The organism is Cupriavidus sp. DB3, from assembly GCF_020418465.1.
Lineage (GTDB): Bacteria > Pseudomonadota > Gammaproteobacteria > Burkholderiales > Burkholderiaceae > Cupriavidus > Cupriavidus cauae.
In genome coordinates, this window is sequence record NZ_JAIZPL010000007.1 from 98111 (window position 1) to 119482 (window position 21372).

At 68.5% G+C, this 21372-nt stretch carries 21 protein-coding genes; 10 read left to right on the forward strand and 11 right to left on the reverse strand.

Features of this window, described 5'->3' with window-relative positions:
• Positions 1–39: 39 nt before the first annotated feature.
• The 4 genes from K7G19_RS21415 (at position 40) to K7G19_RS21430 (ending at position 3015) form a co-directional block, all read left to right on the forward strand.
• Positions 40–843: a tetratricopeptide repeat protein gene (locus K7G19_RS21415; protein WP_226109092.1), complete on the forward strand. Its 804-nt coding sequence runs from the start codon at positions 40–42 to the stop codon at positions 841–843.
• A gap of 152 nt (positions 844–995) precedes the next feature.
• On the forward strand, positions 996–1604 hold the full coding sequence (locus tag K7G19_RS21420; RefSeq protein WP_283949977.1) for a peptidylprolyl isomerase: 609 nt from the start codon (positions 996–998) through the stop codon (positions 1602–1604).
• Positions 1605–1616: 12 nt separating this feature from the next.
• Entirely contained in the window at positions 1617–2117 is a 501-nt protein-coding gene (locus K7G19_RS21425) for a peptidylprolyl isomerase (RefSeq protein ID WP_023264649.1), read from the forward strand.
• Positions 2118–2232: 115 nt separating this feature from the next.
• Entirely contained in the window at positions 2233–3015 is a 783-nt protein-coding gene (locus tag K7G19_RS21430; protein WP_149319268.1) for a UDP-2,3-diacylglucosamine diphosphatase, read from the forward strand.
• A gap of 62 nt (positions 3016–3077) precedes the next feature.
• On the opposite strand, the gene cysE is transcribed toward K7G19_RS21430, so the two are convergent.
• Both cysE and K7G19_RS21440 read right to left on the reverse strand, forming a co-directional pair.
• Positions 3078–3821 (reverse strand): serine O-acetyltransferase, encoded by a 744-nt coding sequence (gene cysE, locus K7G19_RS21435; protein WP_149319424.1) that lies wholly within the window; start codon positions 3819–3821, stop codon positions 3078–3080.
• A 387-nt stretch (positions 3822–4208) separates the two neighbouring features.
• A complete protein-coding gene (locus tag K7G19_RS21440) occupies positions 4209–5204 on the reverse strand; it encodes an RNA methyltransferase (protein WP_226109093.1) in 996 nt (331 codons plus the stop codon).
• A 196-nt stretch (positions 5205–5400) separates the two neighbouring features.
• Between K7G19_RS21440 and K7G19_RS21445 the strand changes: the two genes are divergently transcribed.
• The 3 genes from K7G19_RS21445 to K7G19_RS21455 all read left to right on the forward strand — a co-directional run bounded on the left by K7G19_RS21445 (position 5401) and on the right by K7G19_RS21455 (position 10190).
• Entirely contained in the window at positions 5401–6219 is an 819-nt protein-coding gene (locus K7G19_RS21445; RefSeq protein ID WP_149319271.1) for an inositol monophosphatase family protein, read from the forward strand.
• Between the two features lie 174 nt (positions 6220–6393).
• Positions 6394–9078, forward strand: coding sequence for a DNA mismatch repair protein MutS (mutS, locus tag K7G19_RS21450; protein ID WP_226109094.1), 2685 nt, complete (start codon positions 6394–6396; stop codon positions 9076–9078).
• Complete coding sequence (locus tag K7G19_RS21455; protein ID WP_226109095.1) at positions 9075–10190, forward strand: hypothetical protein; 1116 nt, start codon at positions 9075–9077, stop codon at positions 10188–10190. Before mutS ends, K7G19_RS21455 begins: the two co-directional genes overlap by 4 nt.
• Positions 10191–10268: 78 nt before the next feature.
• On the opposite strand, the gene K7G19_RS21460 is transcribed toward K7G19_RS21455, so the two are convergent.
• A complete protein-coding gene (locus K7G19_RS21460) occupies positions 10269–10796 on the reverse strand; it encodes a peptidylprolyl isomerase (protein ID WP_006576455.1) in 528 nt (175 codons plus the stop codon).
• 11 nt (positions 10797–10807) lie between these two features.
• Between K7G19_RS21460 and K7G19_RS21465 the strand changes: the two genes are divergently transcribed.
• A complete protein-coding gene (locus K7G19_RS21465) occupies positions 10808–12016 on the forward strand; it encodes a cupin domain-containing protein (RefSeq protein ID WP_317845723.1) in 1209 nt (402 codons plus the stop codon).
• Between the two features lie 199 nt (positions 12017–12215).
• A complete protein-coding gene (locus tag K7G19_RS21470; RefSeq protein ID WP_043437644.1) occupies positions 12216–12452 on the forward strand; it encodes a hypothetical protein in 237 nt (78 codons plus the stop codon).
• A gap of 144 nt (positions 12453–12596) precedes the next feature.
• Here K7G19_RS21470 and K7G19_RS21475 read toward each other — a convergent pair whose 3' ends face one another.
• The 8 genes from K7G19_RS21475 to K7G19_RS21510 all read right to left on the reverse strand — a co-directional run bounded on the left by K7G19_RS21475 (position 12597) and on the right by K7G19_RS21510 (position 19954).
• Positions 12597–13385, reverse strand: coding sequence for an MBL fold metallo-hydrolase (locus K7G19_RS21475; RefSeq protein ID WP_226109096.1), 789 nt, complete (start codon positions 13383–13385; stop codon positions 12597–12599).
• 115 nt (positions 13386–13500) lie between these two features.
• Positions 13501–14736, reverse strand: coding sequence for an outer membrane protein assembly factor BamC (gene bamC, locus K7G19_RS21480; protein WP_149319275.1), 1236 nt, complete (start codon positions 14734–14736; stop codon positions 13501–13503).
• A gap of 58 nt (positions 14737–14794) precedes the next feature.
• Positions 14795–15679 (reverse strand): 4-hydroxy-tetrahydrodipicolinate synthase, encoded by an 885-nt coding sequence (gene dapA / locus K7G19_RS21485; protein ID WP_149319276.1) that lies wholly within the window; start codon positions 15677–15679, stop codon positions 14795–14797.
• A 160-nt stretch (positions 15680–15839) separates the two neighbouring features.
• Positions 15840–16433, reverse strand: coding sequence for a bifunctional 2-polyprenyl-6-hydroxyphenol methylase/3-demethylubiquinol 3-O-methyltransferase UbiG (locus tag K7G19_RS21490; protein ID WP_226109098.1), 594 nt, complete (start codon positions 16431–16433; stop codon positions 15840–15842).
• A 44-nt stretch (positions 16434–16477) separates the two neighbouring features.
• A complete protein-coding gene (locus K7G19_RS21495; RefSeq protein WP_149319277.1) occupies positions 16478–17680 on the reverse strand; it encodes a tryptophan--tRNA ligase in 1203 nt (400 codons plus the stop codon).
• Between the two features lie 40 nt (positions 17681–17720).
• Positions 17721–18386, reverse strand: a complete 666-nt coding sequence (locus tag K7G19_RS21500; RefSeq protein WP_149319278.1) for a site-2 protease family protein — start codon at positions 18384–18386, stop codon at positions 17721–17723.
• Between the two features lie 82 nt (positions 18387–18468).
• Positions 18469–19092, reverse strand: coding sequence for an L-threonylcarbamoyladenylate synthase (locus tag K7G19_RS21505; protein ID WP_150081858.1), 624 nt, complete (start codon positions 19090–19092; stop codon positions 18469–18471).
• Between the two features lie 16 nt (positions 19093–19108).
• Positions 19109–19954, reverse strand: a complete 846-nt coding sequence (locus K7G19_RS21510) for a 3',5'-nucleoside bisphosphate phosphatase (RefSeq protein ID WP_226109100.1) — start codon at positions 19952–19954, stop codon at positions 19109–19111.
• A 319-nt stretch (positions 19955–20273) separates the two neighbouring features.
• Between K7G19_RS21510 and K7G19_RS21515 the strand changes: the two genes are divergently transcribed.
• Complete coding sequence (locus K7G19_RS21515; RefSeq protein WP_370639588.1) at positions 20274–21371, forward strand: NAD(P)/FAD-dependent oxidoreductase; 1098 nt, start codon at positions 20274–20276, stop codon at positions 21369–21371.
• Position 21372 lies beyond the last annotated feature (1 nt).

A 21372-nucleotide genomic window follows, 5' to 3' on the forward strand; every position in this document is an offset into this window, starting at 1 on the left:
TTTGCTAGAATGCCGCGAAGTATAAAGGACCGCACCTACATGAGCTTGCCATTGCCCAACGTCGCGACCGACGCCATGCATCACGTCACGCCCGGCATCATGACCGTGCGGCGGCGCGCCGCCGCAGCCACCGTACGCAGCGTGCGCGCGTGCGCCATCGCCGTGGCGAGCGCTGCCGCGCTGCTGTGCGCCCTGCCCGCCGCGCCGGCCCTGGCGCAATCCGTCGGCTTTCCCGGCGGCGGCACGGCCGGCGCGAAGGGCTTCCAGCCCTCCGGCGATCCGGGCATGGCCGAGGCCGAGAAGGCCGCGCAGCAGCGCCGCTATGCCGAGGCGATCGAACGCTTCGACCGTGTGATCGCCGCCAACCCGCGCAATGTGCAGGCCCGCTTCGAGCGTGCGTGGGCGCTGTCGCAGGCCGGACGCGAGGACGAGGCGGTGCAGGCCTTCCACGAGATCGCACAGGAATATCCCGAACTGCCCGAGCCGCACAACAATCTGGCGCTGATCTATGCGCGCCGGGGCGATCTGAAGCGCGCCGAGGCCGAGCTGCTGGCGGCGCTCGAAGCCAAGCCCGGCTTTGCGATCGGCTATACCAATCTGGGCGACGTCTATCGCCAGCTCGCCGAGCGCTCCTACGCCGAAGCGCTCAAGCGCAATCCCGGCGATGCGCGCGCCCGCAGCGGCCTGGCCGCGGTCGGCACCAAGGCGCCGGCCAATACGTCGGCAAATCCGCCCGCCAGCCCGCAGCCGCGTACGCGCCAGCCCGCCGCCGAGCCCCAGGCACCGGTCGCGGCGCCGCCGCTGCCCCGGCCGCCCGGCCCGGATCGCGAAGACCTGGACTGACCGGTCCGCAGCACTGCCCCGCTCGCGCCCTGCGCTGTGCAAGGCGTAGCGAGCGGGCGTGATCGTTATCCATGCGGGGCGACTGCCGGGACGGCGCGTCCATCGACCGCCGGTATCCGCCGATCGCCCTCGCCCACTCCCTGGAGATCCCCATGTCCCTGACCCGACGCGGCGCCCTCGGCGCCATGCTGGCCGCGCTGATGGCCGGCACCCTGAGCTACGGTGCGGCCCACGCGCAGGCGCCGGCCTCCGCCCCCGCCACGACTGCGGAGCGCGTGCGCTTTGCCACCAGCGCCGGCAACTTCACCATCGAGGTCTATCCCGAGGCCGCGCCGAAGACCGTCGCCAACTTCCTGGAATACGTGAACAGCGGCTTCTACAGCGGCACGATCTTCCACCGGGTGATCAACGGCTTCATGGTGCAGGGCGGCGGCTTCGACCGCGACATGAAGCAGAAGCCGACGCGCGCGCCGATTCCGCTGGAGGCGCAGAACGGCCTGAAGAACAAGGCCGGCACCGTGGCCATGGCCCGCACTGGCGATCCGAACTCCGCCACGGCGCAGTTCTTCATCAATGTGGTAGATAATCCGAGTCTCGACTATCCGCAGCCGGACGGTAACGGCTATGCCGTATTCGGCAAGGTGGTCGAAGGCATGGATACCGTCGACCGCATCAAGAAGACGCCTACCACCGCCTACGGCCCCATGCGCAATGTGCCAGCCACGCCGATCGTCATCGAGTCGGCCACCATCGTCAAGTAACAGAGGAAAGCCATGTCCAAGGTCCAGCTCCAAACGAATCACGGCGCCATCGTCATCGAACTCGACGCCGACAAGGCGCCCAAGACGGTGGAGAACTTCCTGTCGTATGTCCGCAAGGGTCACTACGACAACACGATCTTCCACCGCGTCATCAAGAACTTCATGATCCAGGGCGGCGGCTTCGAGCCGGGCATGAAGCAGAAGCCCACCGACGATCCGATCGACAACGAGGCCGGCAACGGCCTGAAGAACGACCGCTACACCGTGGCGATGGCGCGCACCAATGCGCCGCACTCGGCCACCGCGCAGTTCTTCATCAACGTGGTCGACAACGACTTCCTGAACTTCACCTCGCCGACGCCGCAGGGCTTCGGCTATGCGGTGTTCGGCAAGGTCGTCGAAGGCACCGATGTGGTCGACAAGATCAAGGGCGTGCGTACCGGCAGCGCCGGCTTCCATCAGGACGTGCCGCTCGAGGACGTCGTGATCGAGAAGGCGGTGGTGCTCGAGTAATCGTGCACTGGATTTACTCGGCACAGCGCGCGGCACGGCACGCGGCACAACACGTGCGCTGCGCCCGCGCCAATCACGGCGGCATGCCCTCGCCCATGGAAATCGTTCCCAATCGATGAGCCCTGCCGCCAGCACGCCGGCTGCCTCCACCCTCGCGGTGGAAGCGCCGGCGTGGTTCATTTCCGACCTGCATCTGACCCCGGGGATGCCGCGCACGCTGGCGGCCTTCGAACGCGTGCTCGAACGCGCCGCCGAACAGGCGCGCACGCTCTTCATCCTCGGCGACTTCTTCGAATTCTGGATCGGCGACGAGGAAAGCGAGGCACCGTTTCCGCGCGCCGTCGCCGCGGCGCTGGCGCGCCTGGCCGCGCGTGGCGTGCCGGTCTATCTGATGCACGGCAATCGCGACTTCCTGCTCGGCCCGCGCTTTGCGCGCGAGGCCGGCGCGACGCTGCTGCCCGATCCGACCGTGATCGATTGCGCGGGCCATCGCGTGGTACTGACCCATGGCGACATGCTGTGCACAAACGACACGCGCTATATGCGCTTCCGCCACTGGACGCGCAAACCCTGGATCCAGCGGCTATTCCTGGCGCTGCCGCTGTCGTGGCGCCTGGGTATCGCGCGCAAGCTGCGCAGCGACAGCGAGGCGGGCCGCCAGCGCCCCGGGCCGCCGCGCGACTATGGCGATGTCGCGCCGGCCGCGGTCGCGGCGCTGCTGCGCGACAGCGGCACGGCGGCGATGGTGCATGGACACACGCACCGGCCGGCCCGGCATGACGAGCCGCATGGCCTGCGCTGGGTGCTGACCGACTGGGACCTCGATGGTCCGCATCCGCGCGCGGCGGCATTGCAGCTCGATGCCGAGGGCTTTCGCGAATTGCCGCAGCTCGATTGATCGCGGCGCAGGCAAAGGCCGACGCGGCCGCACCTCCGCCCTTCCTCGTTCACGCCATCGCGTTACTTCATCAGCTTGCGCAGTTCGCTGGCATCGAAGCGATCGTTCGGCGTGTTCTCCAGATGCTCGCCGAGCCGGTCCAATGCGGCCTGCACCGCCTCGAGCTTTTCCTGCTGGCTGGCCGCATGGTCGATCAGGCTCTTGAGCGCCAGCGACACCGGATCGTCGGCATTCGGCGTGATGCCGTAAGCGGAGAACTCCTGCCGCGCGCCCTGCTGCGAAGTCGGCGCGTCCGGCAGGATGATGCGGGCCGGCACGCCCACCGCGGTGGCGCCCGGCGGCACCGGCTTGAGCACCACGGCATTGGAGCCCACGCGCGCGCCATCGCCGATGGTGAAGCCGCCCAGCACCTTGGCGCCGGCGCTGACCACCACGCCGGTGCCCAGCGTCGGATGCCGCTTCTGGCCCTTGTACAGCGAGGTGCCGCCGAGCGTCACGCCCTGATAGATCGTGCAGTCGTCGCCGATCTCGGCGGTCTCGCCGATCACCACGCCCATGCCGTGATCGATGAACACGCGCCGGCCCATCTTGACGGCCGGGTGGATCTCGATGCCGGTCAGGAAGCGCGACCAGTGCGAGATCCAGCGGCCCAGCCAATGCATCCCCGCATTCCAGCAGGCGTGCGCGAAGCGATGAAACACCACGGCATGCAGGCCCGGGTAACACGTCAGCACCTCCAGCCGGCTGCGCGCGGCGGGGTCGCGCTGCATGATGGTGTCGATATCTTCCTTGAGGCGAGAGAACATCTTGGTCGTGTGCGATTGCCCCGCCGTGCCGCGCGCCATCGGAGCGCGCATGCCGCCGGGGTCGTGTCCGGGCAAGGCCCTGGGGAAACGGAAGCAGGGAGTGTAAGAGATTTGGCACCCTGATGCCGTCATGGGCATCGGGCGCCGCACCTGCCCCGCCGCTACGTCGACACGCGCGGGGGAAGCCCGGGCGTGCGCGGCGCGGGCGTCAACATCGCTCGCGGTGGAAGGCGTGGGCAGCGTGGGCAGCGGTGCGGATGGCGCGCTCGCGTCGCACGAGCGACGGACGGCCGGCCCGCTCGCGACGTGCGTGAAGCGCTTCGGTGCGCCAGGGTTCGATGCACCAGGGACCGATGCAGCAGAAGCAGGCGGCAATTCGCGCCAAGGTCATGTCTCCATGCTGTCGCCACTGCGGTGGTCACTGCCGACACCGCCGCGGTCGTCACTGCGTTCGCCGCTGCGCGGCCCGCGCCCGGCCAGCGCCATCTGCTTGGCGATGCCGCGCAGCAGATTGACCTCCTCCTGCTCCAGCCCGCTGCGCGCGAACAGCCGGCGCAGTCGCGGCATCAGCTTCTTCGGATGGGCCGGATCGAGAAAGCCGATCGCCTCCAGGCCCTGCTGCAGATGCGCGAACATCGCCTCGATCTGCTCGGCCGTGGCGGCCTGCCCAGCATAGCCGATATCGCTCGGCGGCGCCGCGCGGTCCTGCAGCAACGCCAGCCGCATCTCGTAGGCGATCAGCTGCACGGCCTGGGCAAGATTCAACGAGGCGTAGGCGGGATTGGCGGGGATATGGGTCACCACCGAGCAGCGGTCGACGGCCTCGTTGGGCAAGCCGAAGCGTTCGTTGCCGAAGACGAAGGCGACATCGGCCGCTTCGGGGCTGAATTCCGCGGTGGGTTCCTGGGTGGATCCCTGGGTCGATCCCTGGGTGCGTTCCAGGGTGGCTTCGGCGGTGGATGCCGAGCCGAAGCCGGCCGCGGCCGCCAGCAGATGCCCGCGCGCCCGCGCCGTCGCCTCGCGCGGCAGCAGCCGCGGCGGCCCGAACTCGCGCTGGCGCGCCGTCATCGCGACGGTATAGGAGGCGCCCGCCAGCGCCGTTTCCAGATCGTCGACCACGCGGGCGGCGCGCAGCACGTCGTCGGCACCGCTGGCCAGCGCGACGGCCTCCGGATGCTCGCGCACCGCCGGCTCCCGCGGCGACACCAGCACCAGCGTGCCGGGCCGGGCGCCGAAGCCCATGGTCTTGATGGCGCGCGCCACCGAGCCGACGTTGCCGGGATGGCTGGTTTCGACCAGCACGAAGCGCACGCGGGCAAAGGCGGCGTCCAGGGCGGTCTGTGGCGCGCCTGGGGCTGCGTTTGCGTGCTCGCTCGTGTCCATTGCCGGGTTCCTATACAATGCAGGGTTCCAATTTATTTGGCGCGCCGCTCCGCCGCCCTGGCCAAGGCTTCGATGCCGGCCAGCGGAGACAAGGTCGACGCGCCCGTTCTTCTACAATCCGTTGTGTTGTCCGCCGGGAGCCGCGCGCGCCATGCCGTCCGCAGCGCTGCCCGCTTTTCGGCGGCTGGAGAGATTCATGCATCCGATGCTCAATATCGCCATCAAGGCCGCTCGCAAGGCGGGTTCCATCATCAACCGCGCGTCGATGGACGTGGATCTCCTGCGGGTTTCCCGCAAGCAGCACAACGATTTCGTCACCGAGGTCGACCGCGCCGCCGAGGCCGCGATCATCGAGATCATCCGCACCGCCTACCCGGAACACGGCATTCTAGCGGAAGAGTCCGGCCAGTCCTGGCGCGAGGACGAGGAAGGCCACGAGTACACCTGGGTGATCGACCCGCTCGACGGCACCACCAATTTCATCCACGGCTTCCCGCAGTACTGCGTGTCGATCGCCCAGCTGCACAAGGGTTCGCCGGTGCAGGCGGTGGTCTACGACCCGACCCGCGACGAGCTGTTTACCGCCACCAAGGGCGCCGGCGCCTTCCTGAACAACCGCCGCATCCGCGTCAGCCGCCGCGACAAGCTGGCCGACTGCCTGATCGGCACCGGCTTCCCGTTCCGCGATCTGGACGGCCTCGAGGCCTATGTCGAAGTGTTCGCGCTGATGACGCGCAGCTGCGCCGGCCTGCGCCGCCCGGGCGCCGCCGCGCTGGACCTGGCCTATGTCGCCTGCGGCCGCCTGGACGGCTTCTTCGAGACCGGCCTGAAGCCCTGGGACATGGCGGCCGGCATGCTCCTGATCACCGAAGCCGGCGGCCTGGTCGGCAACTACGCGGGCGAAGCGCGCCAGCTCGAACAGGGCGAGGTGCTGGCCGGCAACCCGAAGGCCTTCGCGCAGATGGTGCGCCTGCTGACGCCGTACTCGCTGGATAACGGCGGCCCGGCCGCCTGAGGGGCGGGGAAGCGCCCAACCCATCGCGGCGCCCTCCCCCCTTTTTCATCCAATTCCTCTCCGTACCCCGCCGCAACGCGCAGTAAAATGCGCGTTTGCGTCCGATGCCCACGGCCTCGCGCACGCTCCGAACCCGGCCGCTGCCCATGCGCAGCGGCCCGCCGAGAGGATTGCATGTCCGAAGACCTGCCAACTACCGCGGCCGCCAGCGCATCGGCTGGTGCCACGGAAAAACACACGCCGATGATGCAGCAGTATTTGCGCATCAAGGCGGACCATCCGGACACCTTGCTGTTCTACCGGATGGGCGATTTCTACGAGCTGTTCCACGACGACGCCGAGAAGGCCGCTCGGCTGCTCGATATCACGCTGACCGCGCGCGGCAGCTCCAACGGTGTGCCGATCCGCATGGCCGGCATTCCCTTTCATTCGGTCGATCAATACCTGGCCCGGCTGGTCAAGCTCGGCGAATCGGTCGCGATCTGCGAGCAGATCGGCGATCCGGCCACGAGCAAGGGACCGGTCGAGCGCAAGGTCGTCCGCATCGTCACGCCCGGCACGCTGACCGACGCGGCGCTGCTGCCCGACAAGGCCGATACCTTCCTGATGGCGGTGCACCAGCAGACCACGCGGCGGGGCGTCAGCAAGACCGGGCTGGCCTGGCTGAACCTGGCCAGCGGCGAGCTGCGGCTGATGGAATGCGAGGCCGCGCAACTGGCGCGCGAACTCGAACGCATCCGCCCCGCCGAGTTGCTGCACACCGATGGCATCGAACTGCCCGCGCATCCGTGCGCGCGTACCCGGCTGCCCGAGTGGCACTTCGATCAGGACGCCGGCGCGCGCCGCCTGCGCGAGCAACTGGGCGTCGCCAGTCTCGATCCGTTTGGCTGCCGCGCGCTGGGCGCGGCGCTCGGCGCGGCCGGCGCGCTGCTGAACTACGCGGCCAGCACGCAGGGCCAATCGCTGCGCCATGTGCAGGGCGTCACGGTCGAGCATGAAACCGAGTTCGTGGGCCTGGACACCGCCACGCGCCGCAATCTCGAACTGACCGAGACGCTGCGCGGCGGCGAATCGCCGACGCTGTTCTCGCTGCTCGATACCTGTGCCACGGCAATGGGCAGCCGGCTGCTGCGCCATTGGCTCCACCATCCCTTGCGCGAACGCGCGATTCCGCAGGCGCGGCAGCAGGCCATCGGCGCGCTGCTGGCGCAGGATCTCGATACGCTGCGCGCCCGCCTGCGCCGGCTCGCCGATGTCGAGCGCATCACCGCCCGGCTGGCGCTGCTGAGCGCGCGTCCGCGCGACCTGTCGTCCCTCAGGGATACGCTCGCGGCGCTGCCGGACGTGCAGGCCTGCGTGGCGCCGGACGACACCGCCCCGCTGCTGGCGCAGACGCTGACCGAGCTGGCGGTGCCGCAGGAGTGCCTGGACCTGCTGTCGCGCGCGATCGCGCCGGAGCCGTCGACAGCCGTGCGCGATGGCGGCGTGATCGCCCGCGGCTACGACGCCGCGCTCGACGAGCTGCGCGACATCTCGGAGAACTGCGGCCAGTTCCTGATCGACCTGGAGGCGCGCGAGCGCACGCGCACCGGCATCGCCAACCTGCGCGTCGAATACAACCGCGTGCACGGCTTCTATATCGAAGTCACCAACGGGCAAGCCGACAAGGTGCCCGACGACTATCGCCGGCGCCAGACGCTGAAGAACGCCGAGCGCTATATCACGCCGGAGCTGAAGGCCTTCGAGGACAAGGCGCTGTCGGCGCAGGACCGCGCGCTGGCGCGCGAGAAGCAGCTGTACGAAGCACTGCTGCAACTGCTGTTGCCGCATATCGGCGAGCTGCGCCGGGTCGCGGCGGCACTGTCGCGCCTGGACGTGCTGGCCGCCCTCGCCGAACGCGCCCGCACGCTGGACTGGTCGTGTCCCGAGCGCGTCGACGAGAACGTGATCGACATCGTGCAGGGCCGCCATCCGGTGGTCGAGGGCCAGCTGGCCGCGGAGTCGACGCCGTTCATCGCCAACGACTGTCACCTGACCGAGGCGCGCAAGCTGCTGCTGATCACCGGCCCGAACATGGGCGGTAAATCGACCTTCATGCGGCAGACCGCGCTGATCGTGCTGCTGGCCTGCGTCGGTGCCTACGTGCCGGCGCGGCGCGCGACCGTCGGGCCGATCGACCGGATCTTCACGCGCATCGGCGCCGCCGACGATCTGGCCGGCGGCCGCTCGACCTTCATGGTGGAGATGACCGAGGCGGCCGCGATCCTGCACAATGCGACGCCGCACAGCCTGGTGCTGATGGACGAGATCGGCCGCGGCACCTCGACCTTCGACGGACTCGCGCTGGCGTGGGCCATCGCCCGTCATCTGCTGGCGCACAACCGCAGCCACACGCTGTTCGCCACGCACTATTTCGAGCTGACGCAGCTGCCGCAGGAGTTTCCGCAGGCGGCCAACGTGCACCTGTCCGCGGTCGAGCACGGCGACGGCATCGTCTTCCTGCACGCCGTGCAGGACGGCCCGGCCAGCCAGAGCTACGGCCTGCAGGTCGCGCAGCTGGCGGGCGTGCCGCAGCCGGTCATCCGCGCGGCGCGCAAGCATCTGGCCTGGCTCGAGCAGCAATCGACCGACGCCACGCCGACGCCCCAACTGGATCTGTTCGCGGCGCCGACCGTGCCCGATGCGGACGATGACGGCGACGATGGCCGCCACAATGGCCCCGCTTCCCTCGCCCCCGCCAACGATGCGCTCGGCGAGGCGATGCGCGATCTCGACCCCGACAGCATGACGCCGCGGCAGGCGCTCGACGCGCTGTACCGGCTCAAGGCGCTGGCCGAGGAATCCGGGCAGCCGGCATGACGATGGCAAGCGCGCGCCGCCGGGCACCGTGGTGCCGACCGCTGCTGGCCCTCGGGCTGGCGGCGGCGCTGCTGGGCGCGTGGGCCACGCAGAGCGCCGCCACCGTGCTGCCGGTCGCGGCCAAGGCGCTGTCGGCGGAAGGCAAGCCTGGCGGCAAGACCGGTGACAAAGCGAGCGGCAAGGCCGCCGACTCGCGGCTCGTACGCATCGCGCTGATCGCCGACCTGCCGCAATGGCCCGACGCCGAGGCACCGACGCAGCAACTGCTGGACAACCTCGCGCAACGCAAGCTCGCCTTCGTGATCCATGCCGGCGGCATCAAGGGCGACACCGAGTCGTGCGCCGATGCGATGCTGGCCGGCCGGCTGCGGCTGCTGGACCAGTCGCCGCTGCCGCTGGTCTATATCCCGGGCGAAACCGACTGGGCCGAATGCGAGCAGGCGGTCAATGGCAGCTTCGATCCCGACGAGCGGCTGGCGCGGCTGCGCGAGCTGGCCTTTCCGGACGACGATTCGCTGGGCCAGCGCAGGCTCCGGCTGATCCGGCAATCGGACCAGGCCAAGTTTCGCAGCTATCGCGAGAACGTCCGCTGGACGGCGGGCAAGGCGCTGCTGGTCGGCATGAACGTGCCCGACGACAACAACCACTATCGCACCGAGGCGGGGCGCAACGGAGAATTCGAAGACCGCCGCGAGGCCAACCGGCAATGGCTGGCGCGCGCGTTCTCGGCCGCCGAGCAGGAATCGCTCGATGGCATCGTGCTGGTGATCCACGGCGACCCGCAGTTCGGCAACGGATGGGAGAAGCGCGGCAAGCCGACGCTGCTCGACGGTTTTCTGCGCCATCGCCAGCGCGATGGCTATCTCGAATTCAAGCGGCAGCTGCGCGAGCTGGTCAGCGACTATCGCGGGCAGGTGCTGCTGATCCACAGCAGCATCGGCGGCTTCGGCATCGATACGCCGCTGCGCGATGCCAAGGGCAAGACGATCCGCAGCTTCACGCGCGTCGCGCTGCCGGTGGGCTCGCCGAAGCAGTGGACCGAGCTGACGATCTCGCCGGATTCGCGTTCGCTGTTTTCGGTTGCGCTGCAGGACGGCGCAGGCAAGAACTAGCCTGCTTACCACTATCGAGCCCAGAAAGCGAAAAAGCCGGCAATGCCGGCTTTTCCGTTCGATGGATGCATACGTCGATCAGTGCAGCGTGCGCGGGCTGTCGTCGTCCTCGTCCTCGTCGACCACTTCGATGCCCGATGCGCCATGCGCGTGGCCATGCTCGACTTCCTCGGCGGTCGCTTCGCGGACCTCGGAGACCTTCAGCCAGAAACGCAGCGCCATGCCGGCCAGCGGATGGTTGCCGTCGAGCACCACCTTGTCCTCGGCGACGTCGGTGACGGTATAGATCACCGAATCCTCTTCGTCGCCGTCCTCGGGCACGCCTTCGAACTGCATGCCGACTTCGAGCGGTTCGGGAAAACGATCGCGCGGCTCGACCTTGACCAGTTCGGCGTCGTAGTCGCCGAAGGCGTCCTCGGGCTCGAGCTGCAACTGCGTCTCGAAGCCTGCGGCATGACCGTCGAGTGCTTCCTCGATCTTGGGGAACGTGCCATCATAGCCGCCGTGCAAGTAGACCATCGGCTCATCCGATTCTTCGATCAGATTGCCCTGCGCATCCGACAGCTTGTACACCACGGACACAACCGTGTTCTTCGCGATTTTCAATTCTTCACTCCATGAACGATTCCGCATTATACGCGCAGGCCCTGCCCCGCGGCCCGGTGGATCCGGATGCGCCACTTCAGCTGCTCGGGGGCATGACGCCCGCCGCATTCATGCGTGATATCTGGCACCGCAAACCCCTGCTGGTTCGACAAGCCATCTCCGATATCGTGCCCCCTGTCTCGCGGGAAGCGCTTTTCGAGCTGGCCGACCGCGACGACGTCGAATCGCGGCTGGTCACCCACTTCCGCAACCGCTGGAAACTGGCGCACGGCCCCTTTGCCGCCGACAATCTGCCATCGACCAAGGCGCGCCAATGGACGCTGCTGGTCCAGGGCGTGAATCTCCACAATAGCGCGGCGGCCGCGCTGATGGGGCAATTCCGCTTCATCCCGGATGCGCGCCTGGACGACGTGATGGTCAGCTATGCCACCGACGGCGGCGGTGTCGGCCCGCACTTCGACTCCTATGACGTGTTCCTGCTGCAAGTTTCGGGCCGGCGCCGCTGGCGCATCTCGTCGCAAGACCGGCTCGAGCTGGTGCCGGATCTTCCTTTAAAGATACTGGCCGAATTCGAAGCGGAACAGGAGTTCGTGCTCGAGCCCGGCGACATGCTGTACCTGCCGCCGCAATACGCCCACGACGGCGTCGCCGAGGGCGAGTGCATGACCTGCTCGATCGGTTTCCGCGCGCCGGCCTACCGCGAGCTGGCGGGGCATTTTCTGGCGTGGCTGTCGGAAACCGTGGAGGACAACGAGGCGCTGTCCGGACGTTATGCCGATCCCGGACAAGCGGCCACATCGCGTCCCGCGCAACTGCCCGCGGATCTCGCCCGAACCGTTGCGCAACGGCTGCAGGCGTTGCGCTGGTCCAATGACATGGTGTCCGAGTTTATCGGCACCCATCTGTCCGAACCGAAGCCCGGCGTGGAGTTCGCCGAGGTTCCGCAAATCGCCGCGGGAAAATACGCGAAACTGGCAAGAACGCACGGCATTGTGTTGGCGCCGGCTTCGATCGCGCTATACGACCGCAGCCATTTCTTCCTCAATGGCGAAGCTTACGAGGTCCCCGGCGAACTGGCCGGCTGGCTGCGGCGGCTGGCCGATCGGCGCCATTTGACCGCCGCCGAGGTCGGCCAATGCGCGGAGCTGCCGGAGCTGATGGAGACATTTCACCATTGGACCCTGGAGGGCTGGCTGCAGCTCGCGCCGGCCGCGGTGTAATAATGCGTAACAGTGTGGTCAGCAAATGACGGCGCTACACAAGCCGGGAAAACGTGGATATAATCGCCAGCTGGCTCGTACTGTGGACCAATGCATTTACGGCACCGGGGAGAGCCATTAAATTGAAGTTCACGAGCGATAATTACCGGTAATTATTCATCGCCTGTTTTTCTTTCTATTACAAGTTAAAGGACGAACAATGAAGAAGTCTCTCCTGATCGCTTCCCTGCTGGCTGCTGTTGCCGTCGCCGCTTGCGGCAAGAAGGAAGAAGCCGCTCCCGCAGCTGACACCGCTGCTCCGGCTGCTACCGCTCCGGCTACCGAAGCTTCGGCTCCGGCTGCTGACACCGCTGCTGCTCCGGCTGCCGACGCTTCGGCCCCGGCTGCTGACGCTTCGGCTCCGGCCGCTGACGCTTCGGCTGCAGAAGCCAAGTAAGCGTTCGCCCGAACGAAAAAAACCGGCCTTCGGGCCGGTTTTTTTATGGGCGCTCGCCAGGCAGGGATTGCACGTCCGGGGCCTGGCCATTTATCGCGTCCGATTCATCCCTTCACCGCCTGCCGGCCGGCCGTTCGTACTGATTCATCCCTTCACCGTCTGCCAGCCCAGACCTTCGTACTGATCCGCCACCAGGATATCGTCGGCCACCGTGCCGAGCGCCGCTGCCAGCGCGCCGGTCGCCAGGGCCGGCGTATTGTTCTGCTGACTCAGATGGGCCGCCACCACGCGGCCAAGGCCGCTGTGCGCGACGCGCGCCAGGATCGCGGCGGCCACCTCGTTGGCCAGATGACCGAAGTCGCCACCGATGCGCCGTTTCAACGATGGCGGATACACCGAGTTGCGCAGCATCTCGCGATCGTGATTGCACTCGAGGACCAGCGCGTCGACGCCGGCGAGACGGGCCACCAGGTAAGGCGTTTCCATTCCCGCGTCGGTCAGCACGCCCAGCCGCGCATCGCCGTCCGACAGCACGAACTGCACCGGCTCGCGCGCGTCGTGCGGCACGGTGTAAGGCAGCACCTGCAGGTTGCCGATCTCGAACGCGTAGTCGGCGCCGATCACCCGCACATCGGCCTTGTCGGCGCCGCGCAGATGCGAGGTCGCCAGCCAGGTGCCATGCGTGGTGAAGACCGGCAGCCCATGCCGGGCGGCAAAGGCGTAGGCCGAGCCGATATGGTCGCCGTGTTCGTGGGTAACCAGCACCGCGTCGAGCCCGTCGGGCGTGACGCCCAGCCGCTCGAGCCGCCGCGCGGTCTCGCGCAGGCCGAAGCCGCAGTCGAGCAGCACGCGGGTCACGCTGGCGCCATCACGGGATTCGATCAGCAGCGAATTGCCCTCGCTGCCGCTGCCGAGAAAGCCGAACCGCATCATCGCCGCGCCCACCCCATGCCGGGCGGAACCGCGGCGGTGGGCCGGACCGCAGCGCGAGCACCCGGCATCGCGGGTCCGTGCAATGCCGGGCTCAATGCAGCGCTCAATGCAGCGTTCAATGCAGCTGCTCGTCGAGCAGCGTCAGGATGCGCTTGGCGATCTCGGTCGACTCCGGTTGGCCGGCGTCGTTCAGCACGGTCACGGTGGTGCCCGAACCGCTGCCCTTCAGCGCCACGCGGTACTTCTTCGCCTGACGGGCGGCATCGCCACCGCTGCGCGTGAACAGCTTGGAGAAGAAGCCGCGGTTGTCGTTGACCGTGTCGCGCGTGTCGACATAACGGACGTAGTACAGGCCCTGGCCGCGGTCGCGGTCTTCCACCGTGAAGTTGACGCGGTCCAGCGCGAGGCCGACCGAGCGCCAGGCGCGGTCGAACGGCTCGGGTAGCTGCAGCGCCTGCGCGCCGTTGACCTGCGTCAGATAGGTCGCCGAAGCGGCGGCCGCCGCCGTCTTGCCGGCGCCGGCGTCGGCCGGTGCGGCCGGCTTGGCGGCGCCCGCCGGTGCGGGCAGCGTGCCGTTCTTCGCCATGCGGTCGGCCTGTTCCTTCTGCACGCCCAGCCGCTGCGCCAGGCGGGACAGGAATTCGGCTTCCAGCTCGGGATCGGCCGGGCGCGGAGTCCACACCGTCTGCGACTTGTCCAGGCCGGTCAGCTCTTCCTTGGCGCCGCGATGGCTGATGAAGACTTCCAGGTTGCCGTTCTGGCCCTTCTCGACCCGGCTGCGGAACTTGTCGCGCTCCGAGGTCGAATACAGGCTGTCGAACACCTTGCCGATCGTGTTGCGGATGAAGTCCTGCGGAATCTTGGCGCGGTTCTCGGCCCAGTCCGTTTCCATGATGCCGGTCTCGGGCGAGTCCTGTACCAGCAGGAAGCCGTTCTCCTGCCAGAACTCGCGCATGGTCTGCCACAGCTGGTCGGGCGCCATGCCGTTGCTGATGACGAGCCAGCGCTGGTTGCCGTCGCGTTCGACGCGGATGCCTTCCGCCGACGGCAGCACGTTGGTGCCGGCGACCTTGGGCTGGGTGCTGGTGGCCTGCTGGTAGCCGGACAACGTCGCGCCGGCCTGCTCGGGGACCGAATAGCGGCGATCGCCGTCGAGCTTGGTCAGGTCCGGCGGCACCTCGAGCGTCGAGGTGCGCTTGGCCGCGGCGGCCGACTTGTAGTCGATCTTGTCGGCCTGCATCATGTCGTTGACGGTGCTGCAGCCAGCGGTCATGCCGAGCGCGAGCAGCGGCAAGACCAGGGCGGCACGGCGGCCTTGCGGCACGCCATGGCGGTTAAGCTTGAGTTTCATTGACACGCAATCCTAGTGAAGGGAATGACCGCTTGGCGCGAAAGAAAAATCGGATCGATCAGGCGAGCAGCCCGGCGCCGGCCAGCGCGCGGCGCACGGTCTCGTGGTGCTCGGGCGACAGCGGCGTCAGCGGCAGGCGGATGCCGCCGGCCATCTTGCCCATCTGTTGCAGCGCCCACTTGACGGGGATCGGGTTGGCCTCGATGAACAGCGCCTTGTTCAGCGCGATCAACTCCATATGGAGGCGGCGGGCGGTGATCGCATCGCCCTTGAGCGCCGCGACGCACAGCTCGTGCATCTTGCGCGGGGCCACGTTGGCGGTCACCGAGATATTGCCGTGGCCGCCCAGCAGCATCAGCGCGACCGCGGTGGGATCGTCGCCGCTGTAGATGGCAAAGCCTTCCGGCGCGTCCTTGATCAGCTGGGCCGCGCGGTCGATATTGCCGGTGGCCTCCTTGACGCCGACCACGCCCGGCACCTGGGCCAGGCGCAGGATGGTGTCGTTGCTCATGTCGGCGACAGTGCGTCCCGGCACGTTGTACAGCAGCACCGGCAGATCGACCGCTTCCGCGATGGTGCGGAAATGCCGGTACATCCCTTCCTGCGTCGGCTTGTTGTAGTAGGGCACGACCTGCAGCGACGCATCGGCGCCGACCTGCTTGGCGAAGGCGGTCAGCTCGATCGCCTCGCGGGTCGAGTTGCCGCCGGTCCCGGCGATGATGGGGATGCGTTTGGCGGCCTGCTCGACCGCGACCCGGATCAGCTCGCAATGCTCCTCGACCGACACCGTGGGCGATTCCCCCGTGGTACCGACGATCACGATGCCATCGGTGCCTTCGGCGACGTGCCAGTCGATCAGGCTGCGCAGCGCGGCGTAATCCAGGCTGCCATCCTCCTGCATCGGCGTCACGATGGCGACGATGCTGCCGGTAATCTGTGTCATAGCTGGTATGGTTTTCGAGATTTCGAATAGCGGGATTGTACCGGATACGAATTGGCCGCCGAAGCACACCGGCAACCCTGCCTACCCGGGCAAACACCAAGTGGATCAACGCATCGGCCCGCTTGCACGCTGACATCGCGCCGGCATCACCTGGCGCAAATCACCCGTCCAGGCGATAGCGTGGCGGCGGCGCCGCTCCCGCGGCCTGCAGTGCCTCGCGCACGGCGCATATGCGCTGCACGAACGCCGTCCGGGGCACTTCGATCACGCCGTCCTCGTAGGCGACGACCCGCAGGCTCCCGCGTACCGCCTCGAGCAATTCGCCCGGCCGCAGCAGGAAATCGGGATTGGACGGCTTGCCGACCGTCTCGTTCCCCACCGCAAAGGTTTCGTAGATCAGCACGCCGCCGGGCGCCAGCGCATCGATCAGATGCGGCCACAAGGGGCGATGCAGATAGTTGGTGACGATCACCGCGTCGAACGGCGCCTCGTCGGCCAGCGGCCAGGCGCCCTGCTCCAGGTCCGCCTGCCGGGTCCGCACGGGGCTCGGCAGGCCGGCCAGCGCGGCGGCATCGCGGTCGACGCCCAGCACGTCGAAGCCGCGCTCGGCCAGCCAGCGCGCATGGCGTCCGCTGCCGCAGGCCAGGTCCAGCACGCGGCCGCCGGCGCGCAGCAACGGCGTCCAGCGCACCACCCAGGGCGAGGGCTCGCCGAGCGCGGCATGTGGCGCGCCGGCGGGCATGGACGACGGCATGGAGGACGGCATGGGAGACGGCATCGACGACGGCAGCGAGCCCATCAACGGTATCCCAGCCCCATGGCCTCGCGCACGTCGCGCATGGTCTCCTGCGCGACCGCGCTGGCCTTGGCGCAGCCGTGGTCGACGATGTCGCGCAGCAGGGCCGGATTGTCCATGTACGGCTGGGCGCGCTCGAGCATCGGCTGCTGCTCGCGCAGGATGCCCTCGATCACCGGCTGCTTGCATTCGATGCAGCCGATGCCGGCGCTGCGGCAGCCCTTGAGCACCCATTCCTTCGTGGGCTCGTCGGAATACACCTGGTGCAGCTGCCACACCGGGCAGCGGGCCGGCTCGCCCGGATCGGTGCGGCGCACCCGTGCCGGATCGGTCGGCATCGTGCGGACCTTCTTCTCGACCGAGTCCTTGTCCTCGCGCATGCGGATCGTGTTGCCATAGGACTTCGACATCTTCTGGCCGTCGAGCCCGGGCATCCGCGACGCGGCCGTCAGCAGCGCTTGCGGCTCGACCAGGATGGTCTTGCGCGAACCGGCCAGATAGCCCAGCAGCAGCTCGCGGTCGTCATTGGACAGGCTCTGGGACTGCGCGACCAGCGCGCGGCCCTCTTCCAGCGCGCTGTCGGTGCCCTGCTCCTGGAAGGTCTTGCGCAGGTCGAGGAACACGCGGGTCCGCTTGCCGCCCAGCTTCTTCGCGGCCTCCTGCGCCTTCTCCTCGAAGCCCGGCTGGCGGCCGTACAGGAAGTTGAAGCGGCGAGCGATCTCGCGCGTGATCTCGACGTGCGGCACCTGGTCCTCGCCCACCGGCACCTTGTCGGCGCGATAGATCAGGATGTCGGCCGCCTGCAGCAGCGGATAGCCGAGGAAGCCGTAGGTTGCCAGGTCCTTGTCCTTGAGCTTCTCGATCTGGTCCTTGTAGGTCGGCACGCGTTCGAGCCAGCCCAGCGGCGTGCCCATCGACAGCAGCGTGAACAGTTCGGCGTGCTCGGGCACGCGGCTCTGGATGAACAGCGTGGCCTGCTCCGGATCGACGCCGGCGGCCAGCCAGTCGGTCAGCATTTCCCAGACCGATTGGCCGATCACCTCGGGCGACTCGTAGTGCGTCGTCAGCGCGTGCCAGTCGGCCACGAAGAAGAAGCACGGGTGCTCCGACTGCAGCTTGACCCAGTTTTTCAGCACGCCATGGTAGTGGCCAAGATGCAGCGCGCCGGTAGGCCGCATGCCGGAGAGAACGCGATCGGGGAACATGTCGTTGTAATCAGTCTTTCAGGAAATCATTGCACCAGCGTCACTGCACCAGCGCCAGGATCGGCGCCAGCAGCAGCTGGACCAGCGAGCCCAGCAGGCTCATCACCGGCTGCATCCAGACCCGGGTGATGACGCCGGCGGCGACCAGCGCCAGCACGACGAAGATGCCGTACGGCTCGATCTTCGACAGCGCGTAGGCCATGCGCTGCGGCAGCAAGGCGCTGAGCACGCGCCCGCCATCGAGCGGCGGAATCGGAAACAGGTTGAACGCCGCCACCACCAGGTTGACCAGCACGCCGGCGCGCGCCATCTGCGCGAAGAACGGTTCGTCGACCTGCGCCAGCACCAGCCCCAGCGCGACCAGCGCCCAGGCGAAGGCCTGCACCAGGTTCGCGCCCGGCCCGGCCAGCGCGACCCACATGCTGTGCCAGCGCGGGTTGCGCAGCCGGCCGAAGGCGACCGGCACCGGCTTGGCATAGCCGAACACGAACTGGCCGCTGGTGACCAGGTACAGCAGCAGCGGCACGGCGATGGTGCCGATCGGATCGATATGGCGGACCGGGTTGAGGCTGACCCGGCCGAGCATATAGGCGGTGTTGTCACCGAACAGCTTGGCCACATAGCCATGCGCGGCCTCGTGCAGCGTGATGGCGAACAGCACGGGCAGCGCGTAGACCGCGAAGGTCTGAATCAGAGAGGCGTCCATGGGGCGCTATTGTAACGGCGGGCACCGGCCGCCACGCCGATTCGTGGGGCGGTCTGCGCCGGGCAGCGGCATGATGCCGCGCTCACAGCCCGAAGCGGGTGACATCGCCGCGGCCGGCGCGCACCAGCACCGGTTCGCCGCTGGTCAGGTCGATCACCGTACAGGCATGCGCGGGCGCGGTGCCGCCGCAGATCACCAGGTCGAGCTGCTTCTGCAGGCGCTCGCGAATTTCGAGAGGATCGTCCAGCGGCGCGGCATCGCCGGGCAGCTGCAGCGTCGAACTGATCATCGGCTGGCCCAGTTCGTTCAACAGCGCCTGCGGGATGGCATGGTCGGGCACGCGCACGCCGATGGTCTTGCGGGCCGGGTGGGACAGCCGCCGCGGCACTTCCTTGGTGGCCTCGAGGATGAACACATAGGGCCCGGGCGTGGCGCCCTTGATCCAGCGGTACTGCCGATTGTCGACCCGCGCGAAATTGCCGAGTTCGGACAGGTCGCGGCACATCAGCGTCAGGTGGTGCTTGTCGTCGATGCCGCGCAGCCGGCGCAGGCGCTCGACCGCACCCTTGTCGTCGAGCCGGCAGGCGAGCGCATAGCTCGAATCGGTGGGCAGCGCGATCAGGCCGCCCTTGCCGACGATCTGGGCGGCCTGCTTGATCAGGCGCGATTGCGGATCGACCGGATGGATATCGAAGAACTGCGACATGGGGCGGTCCGGCGGCTTACCAGTCGTGCCAGACCGGCGTCAGCGACGACGGCAGCGGCGGCAGCGAGCCGATCTCGACCCGCCCTTCGCCCGGCCCGTGGAAGTCCGAGCCGCGCGAGGCCAGCAGCCCGTAGTGCCGCGCGACGTCGGCATAGCGGCGATACTGGTCCGGCGTATGGCTGCCGGTCACGACCTCGACGGCGCCGCCGCCGAGCGCGGTGAATTCGTCGAAGAGCGCGTCGTGCTGGGTATCGGTGTAGTCGTAGCGGCCCGGGTGCGCCATCACGGCGATGCCGCCGGCGGCGCGGATCCACTTGACCGCCTCGCCGAGCGTGGCCCAGCGATGGCCGACATAGCCGGGGCGGCCCTCGGTCAGATAGCGGTCGAACACCTCGGAGATATTGCCGCAGATACCCTCGTCGACCATCCACCGGGCGAAGTGCGTGCGCGAGATCAGGTCCGGGTTGCCGACATAGCGCAGCGCGCCTTCGTAGGCGCCCTCGATGCCGACCGCCTGCAGCGCATCGCCGATGTCCTGCGCGCGGCGGGCGCGGCCCGAGCGCGTCGCGGTCAGGCCGTCGATCAGTTCGGGGCACAGCGGATCGATCTGCAGGCCGACGATATGGACCGTCTGGCCCGCCCAGGTCACCGAGATCTCGACGCCCGGCACATAGCGCATGCCCAGCGCCTCGGCGGTCTCGCGCGCGATCAGCTGGCCGCCCAGTTCGTCATGGTCGGTCAGCGACCAGATCTCGACGCCGTTGGCGTGCGCCCGCTCGGCCACGACCGCGGGTGGCAGCGTGCCGTCCGAGATGGTCGAGTGGCAATGCAGGTCGGCGTTGATGGCGTGGGAAGCGTGCATTCCGTCATTCTACTCCCGCGCCTTCCGTGTCCGCAGAAGCCGGGCGCCGCTGCACCGCGGGGCATGGCCGCCCCGGCGGTCCCCTGCGGCCCACGGTGGCCACTGCGGTGGACGGCGGCCACTGCTGTCAATGGTGGCTACTGCGGTCGACGGCAGCTACTGCGGCCAATGGGGGCCACTGCGGTCCACGGCGGCGCATAGCCATGCCGCCAACGCTGGCGTAGCCGGAACCGCGGCGGGGCCGGGGTATAGTGGACGCCTCCCCAGTCTTTCCGCGCGGCGTGCCGCCATGGCGCACGCCGGCCGCAACGATCCGATCATGCAGAACACCCATCCGGCCTCCCCCTCCCAAGACGTTTCCATCCCGCCCGCCGCGACCAATACCGAACCGGTCCGCACCGACGTGCTGATCGTCGGCGCCGGTCCGGTCGGCCTGTTCGCGGCCTTCCAGGCCCGGGTGCTGGGCCTGCAATGCGAGATCGTCGACGTGCTGGACCGCGCCGGCGGCCAGTGCACCGAGCTCTATCCCGAGAAGCCGATCTACGACATCCCCGCCGTGCCCGGCTGCCTGGCCCAGGACCTGGTCGACCGGCTGCTGGAGCAGTGCGCACCGTTCGCGGTGCCGATGCATTTCGGCCAGCGCGTCGAGGGCGTGCAGGAACTGCCCGGCGAGCCGCAGCGGCTGCTGGTCGCCACCGATGCCGGCAAGCGTTTCGAGGTGGCGGCGGTGCTGATCTGCGCCGGCGCCGGCGCGTTCGCGCCGCAGCGCGTGTCGCTGCCCGAGGCGGCGGCGCTGGAGGGCCGGCATTTGCACTATGCGGTGCGCGACGTGTCGCGCTTCGCCGGCAAGCGCGTGATCGTCGCCGGCGGCGGCGACTCGGCGCTGGACTGGGCGCTGGCGCTGCGCAAGGTGGCCGCGCGCGTCACGCTGCTGCATCGGCGCGAGGGCTTCCGCGCGGCCGACCATACGGTCGCCGAGATGCGCGCCGCGGTGGCGGCGGGCGAGATGGATTTCGTCGTCGGCATGCTGGGCGCGCTGCAGACCGAGGGCGACGCGCTGGTCGCCGCGCAGGTGCGCACGCGCGAGGACACGCTGACGCTGCCGGCCGATGAACTGGTCGCGCTGTACGGGCTGGTGTCCGAACCGGGTCCGATCGCGCATTGGGACCTCGACATGCGCGCCGGCCGCATCCTGGTCGATACCACCACCTACGAGAGCTCGCGCCGCGGCATCTTCGCCGCCGGCGACATCGCCTTCTATCCGAACAAGCAGAAGCTGATCCTGTCGGGCTTCCACGAGGCCGCGCTGGCGCTGCGCCGCGCCTACCACTACGCGTTCCCCGACAAGGCGCTGGTCCACGTGCACACCAGCAACAACGCCGCGCTGAAGGAAGCGCTGACGCACGGCACGGACTGAG

Coding starts and splice junctions, on each gene's coding strand:
- K7G19_RS21470 (WP_043437644.1), top strand. CDS start 12,216: ATGAAGAAGTCTCTCCTGATCGCTTCCCTGCTGGCTGCTGTTGCCGTC.
- K7G19_RS21465 (WP_317845723.1), top strand. CDS start 10,808: ATGAACGATTCCGCATTATACGCGCAGGCCCTGCCCCGCGGCCCGGTG.
- K7G19_RS21490 (WP_226109098.1), bottom strand. CDS start 16,433: ATGCCGTCGTCCATGCCCGCCGGCGCGCCACATGCCGCGCTCGGCGAG.
- K7G19_RS21505 (WP_150081858.1), bottom strand. CDS start 19,092: ATGTCGCAGTTCTTCGATATCCATCCGGTCGATCCGCAATCGCGCCTG.
- mutS (WP_226109094.1), top strand. CDS start 6,394: ATGTCCGAAGACCTGCCAACTACCGCGGCCGCCAGCGCATCGGCTGGT.
- dapA (WP_149319276.1), bottom strand. CDS start 15,679: ATGACACAGATTACCGGCAGCATCGTCGCCATCGTGACGCCGATGCAG.
- K7G19_RS21475 (WP_226109096.1), bottom strand. CDS start 13,385: ATGATGCGGTTCGGCTTTCTCGGCAGCGGCAGCGAGGGCAATTCGCTG.
- K7G19_RS21430 (WP_149319268.1), top strand. CDS start 2,233: ATGAGCCCTGCCGCCAGCACGCCGGCTGCCTCCACCCTCGCGGTGGAA.
- K7G19_RS21440 (WP_226109093.1), bottom strand. CDS start 5,204: ATGGACACGAGCGAGCACGCAAACGCAGCCCCAGGCGCGCCACAGACC.
- K7G19_RS21455 (WP_226109095.1), top strand. CDS start 9,075: ATGACGATGGCAAGCGCGCGCCGCCGGGCACCGTGGTGCCGACCGCTG.
- K7G19_RS21415 (WP_226109092.1), top strand. CDS start 40: ATGAGCTTGCCATTGCCCAACGTCGCGACCGACGCCATGCATCACGTC.
- K7G19_RS21515 (WP_370639588.1), top strand. CDS start 20,274: ATGCAGAACACCCATCCGGCCTCCCCCTCCCAAGACGTTTCCATCCCG.
- cysE (WP_149319424.1), bottom strand. CDS start 3,821: ATGTTCTCTCGCCTCAAGGAAGATATCGACACCATCATGCAGCGCGAC.
- K7G19_RS21445 (WP_149319271.1), top strand. CDS start 5,401: ATGCATCCGATGCTCAATATCGCCATCAAGGCCGCTCGCAAGGCGGGT.
- K7G19_RS21495 (WP_149319277.1), bottom strand. CDS start 17,680: ATGTTCCCCGATCGCGTTCTCTCCGGCATGCGGCCTACCGGCGCGCTG.
- K7G19_RS21500 (WP_149319278.1), bottom strand. CDS start 18,386: ATGGACGCCTCTCTGATTCAGACCTTCGCGGTCTACGCGCTGCCCGTG.
- K7G19_RS21510 (WP_226109100.1), bottom strand. CDS start 19,954: ATGCACGCTTCCCACGCCATCAACGCCGACCTGCATTGCCACTCGACC.
- K7G19_RS21420 (WP_283949977.1), top strand. CDS start 996: ATGTCCCTGACCCGACGCGGCGCCCTCGGCGCCATGCTGGCCGCGCTG.
- K7G19_RS21425 (WP_023264649.1), top strand. CDS start 1,617: ATGTCCAAGGTCCAGCTCCAAACGAATCACGGCGCCATCGTCATCGAA.
- bamC (WP_149319275.1), bottom strand. CDS start 14,736: ATGAAACTCAAGCTTAACCGCCATGGCGTGCCGCAAGGCCGCCGTGCC.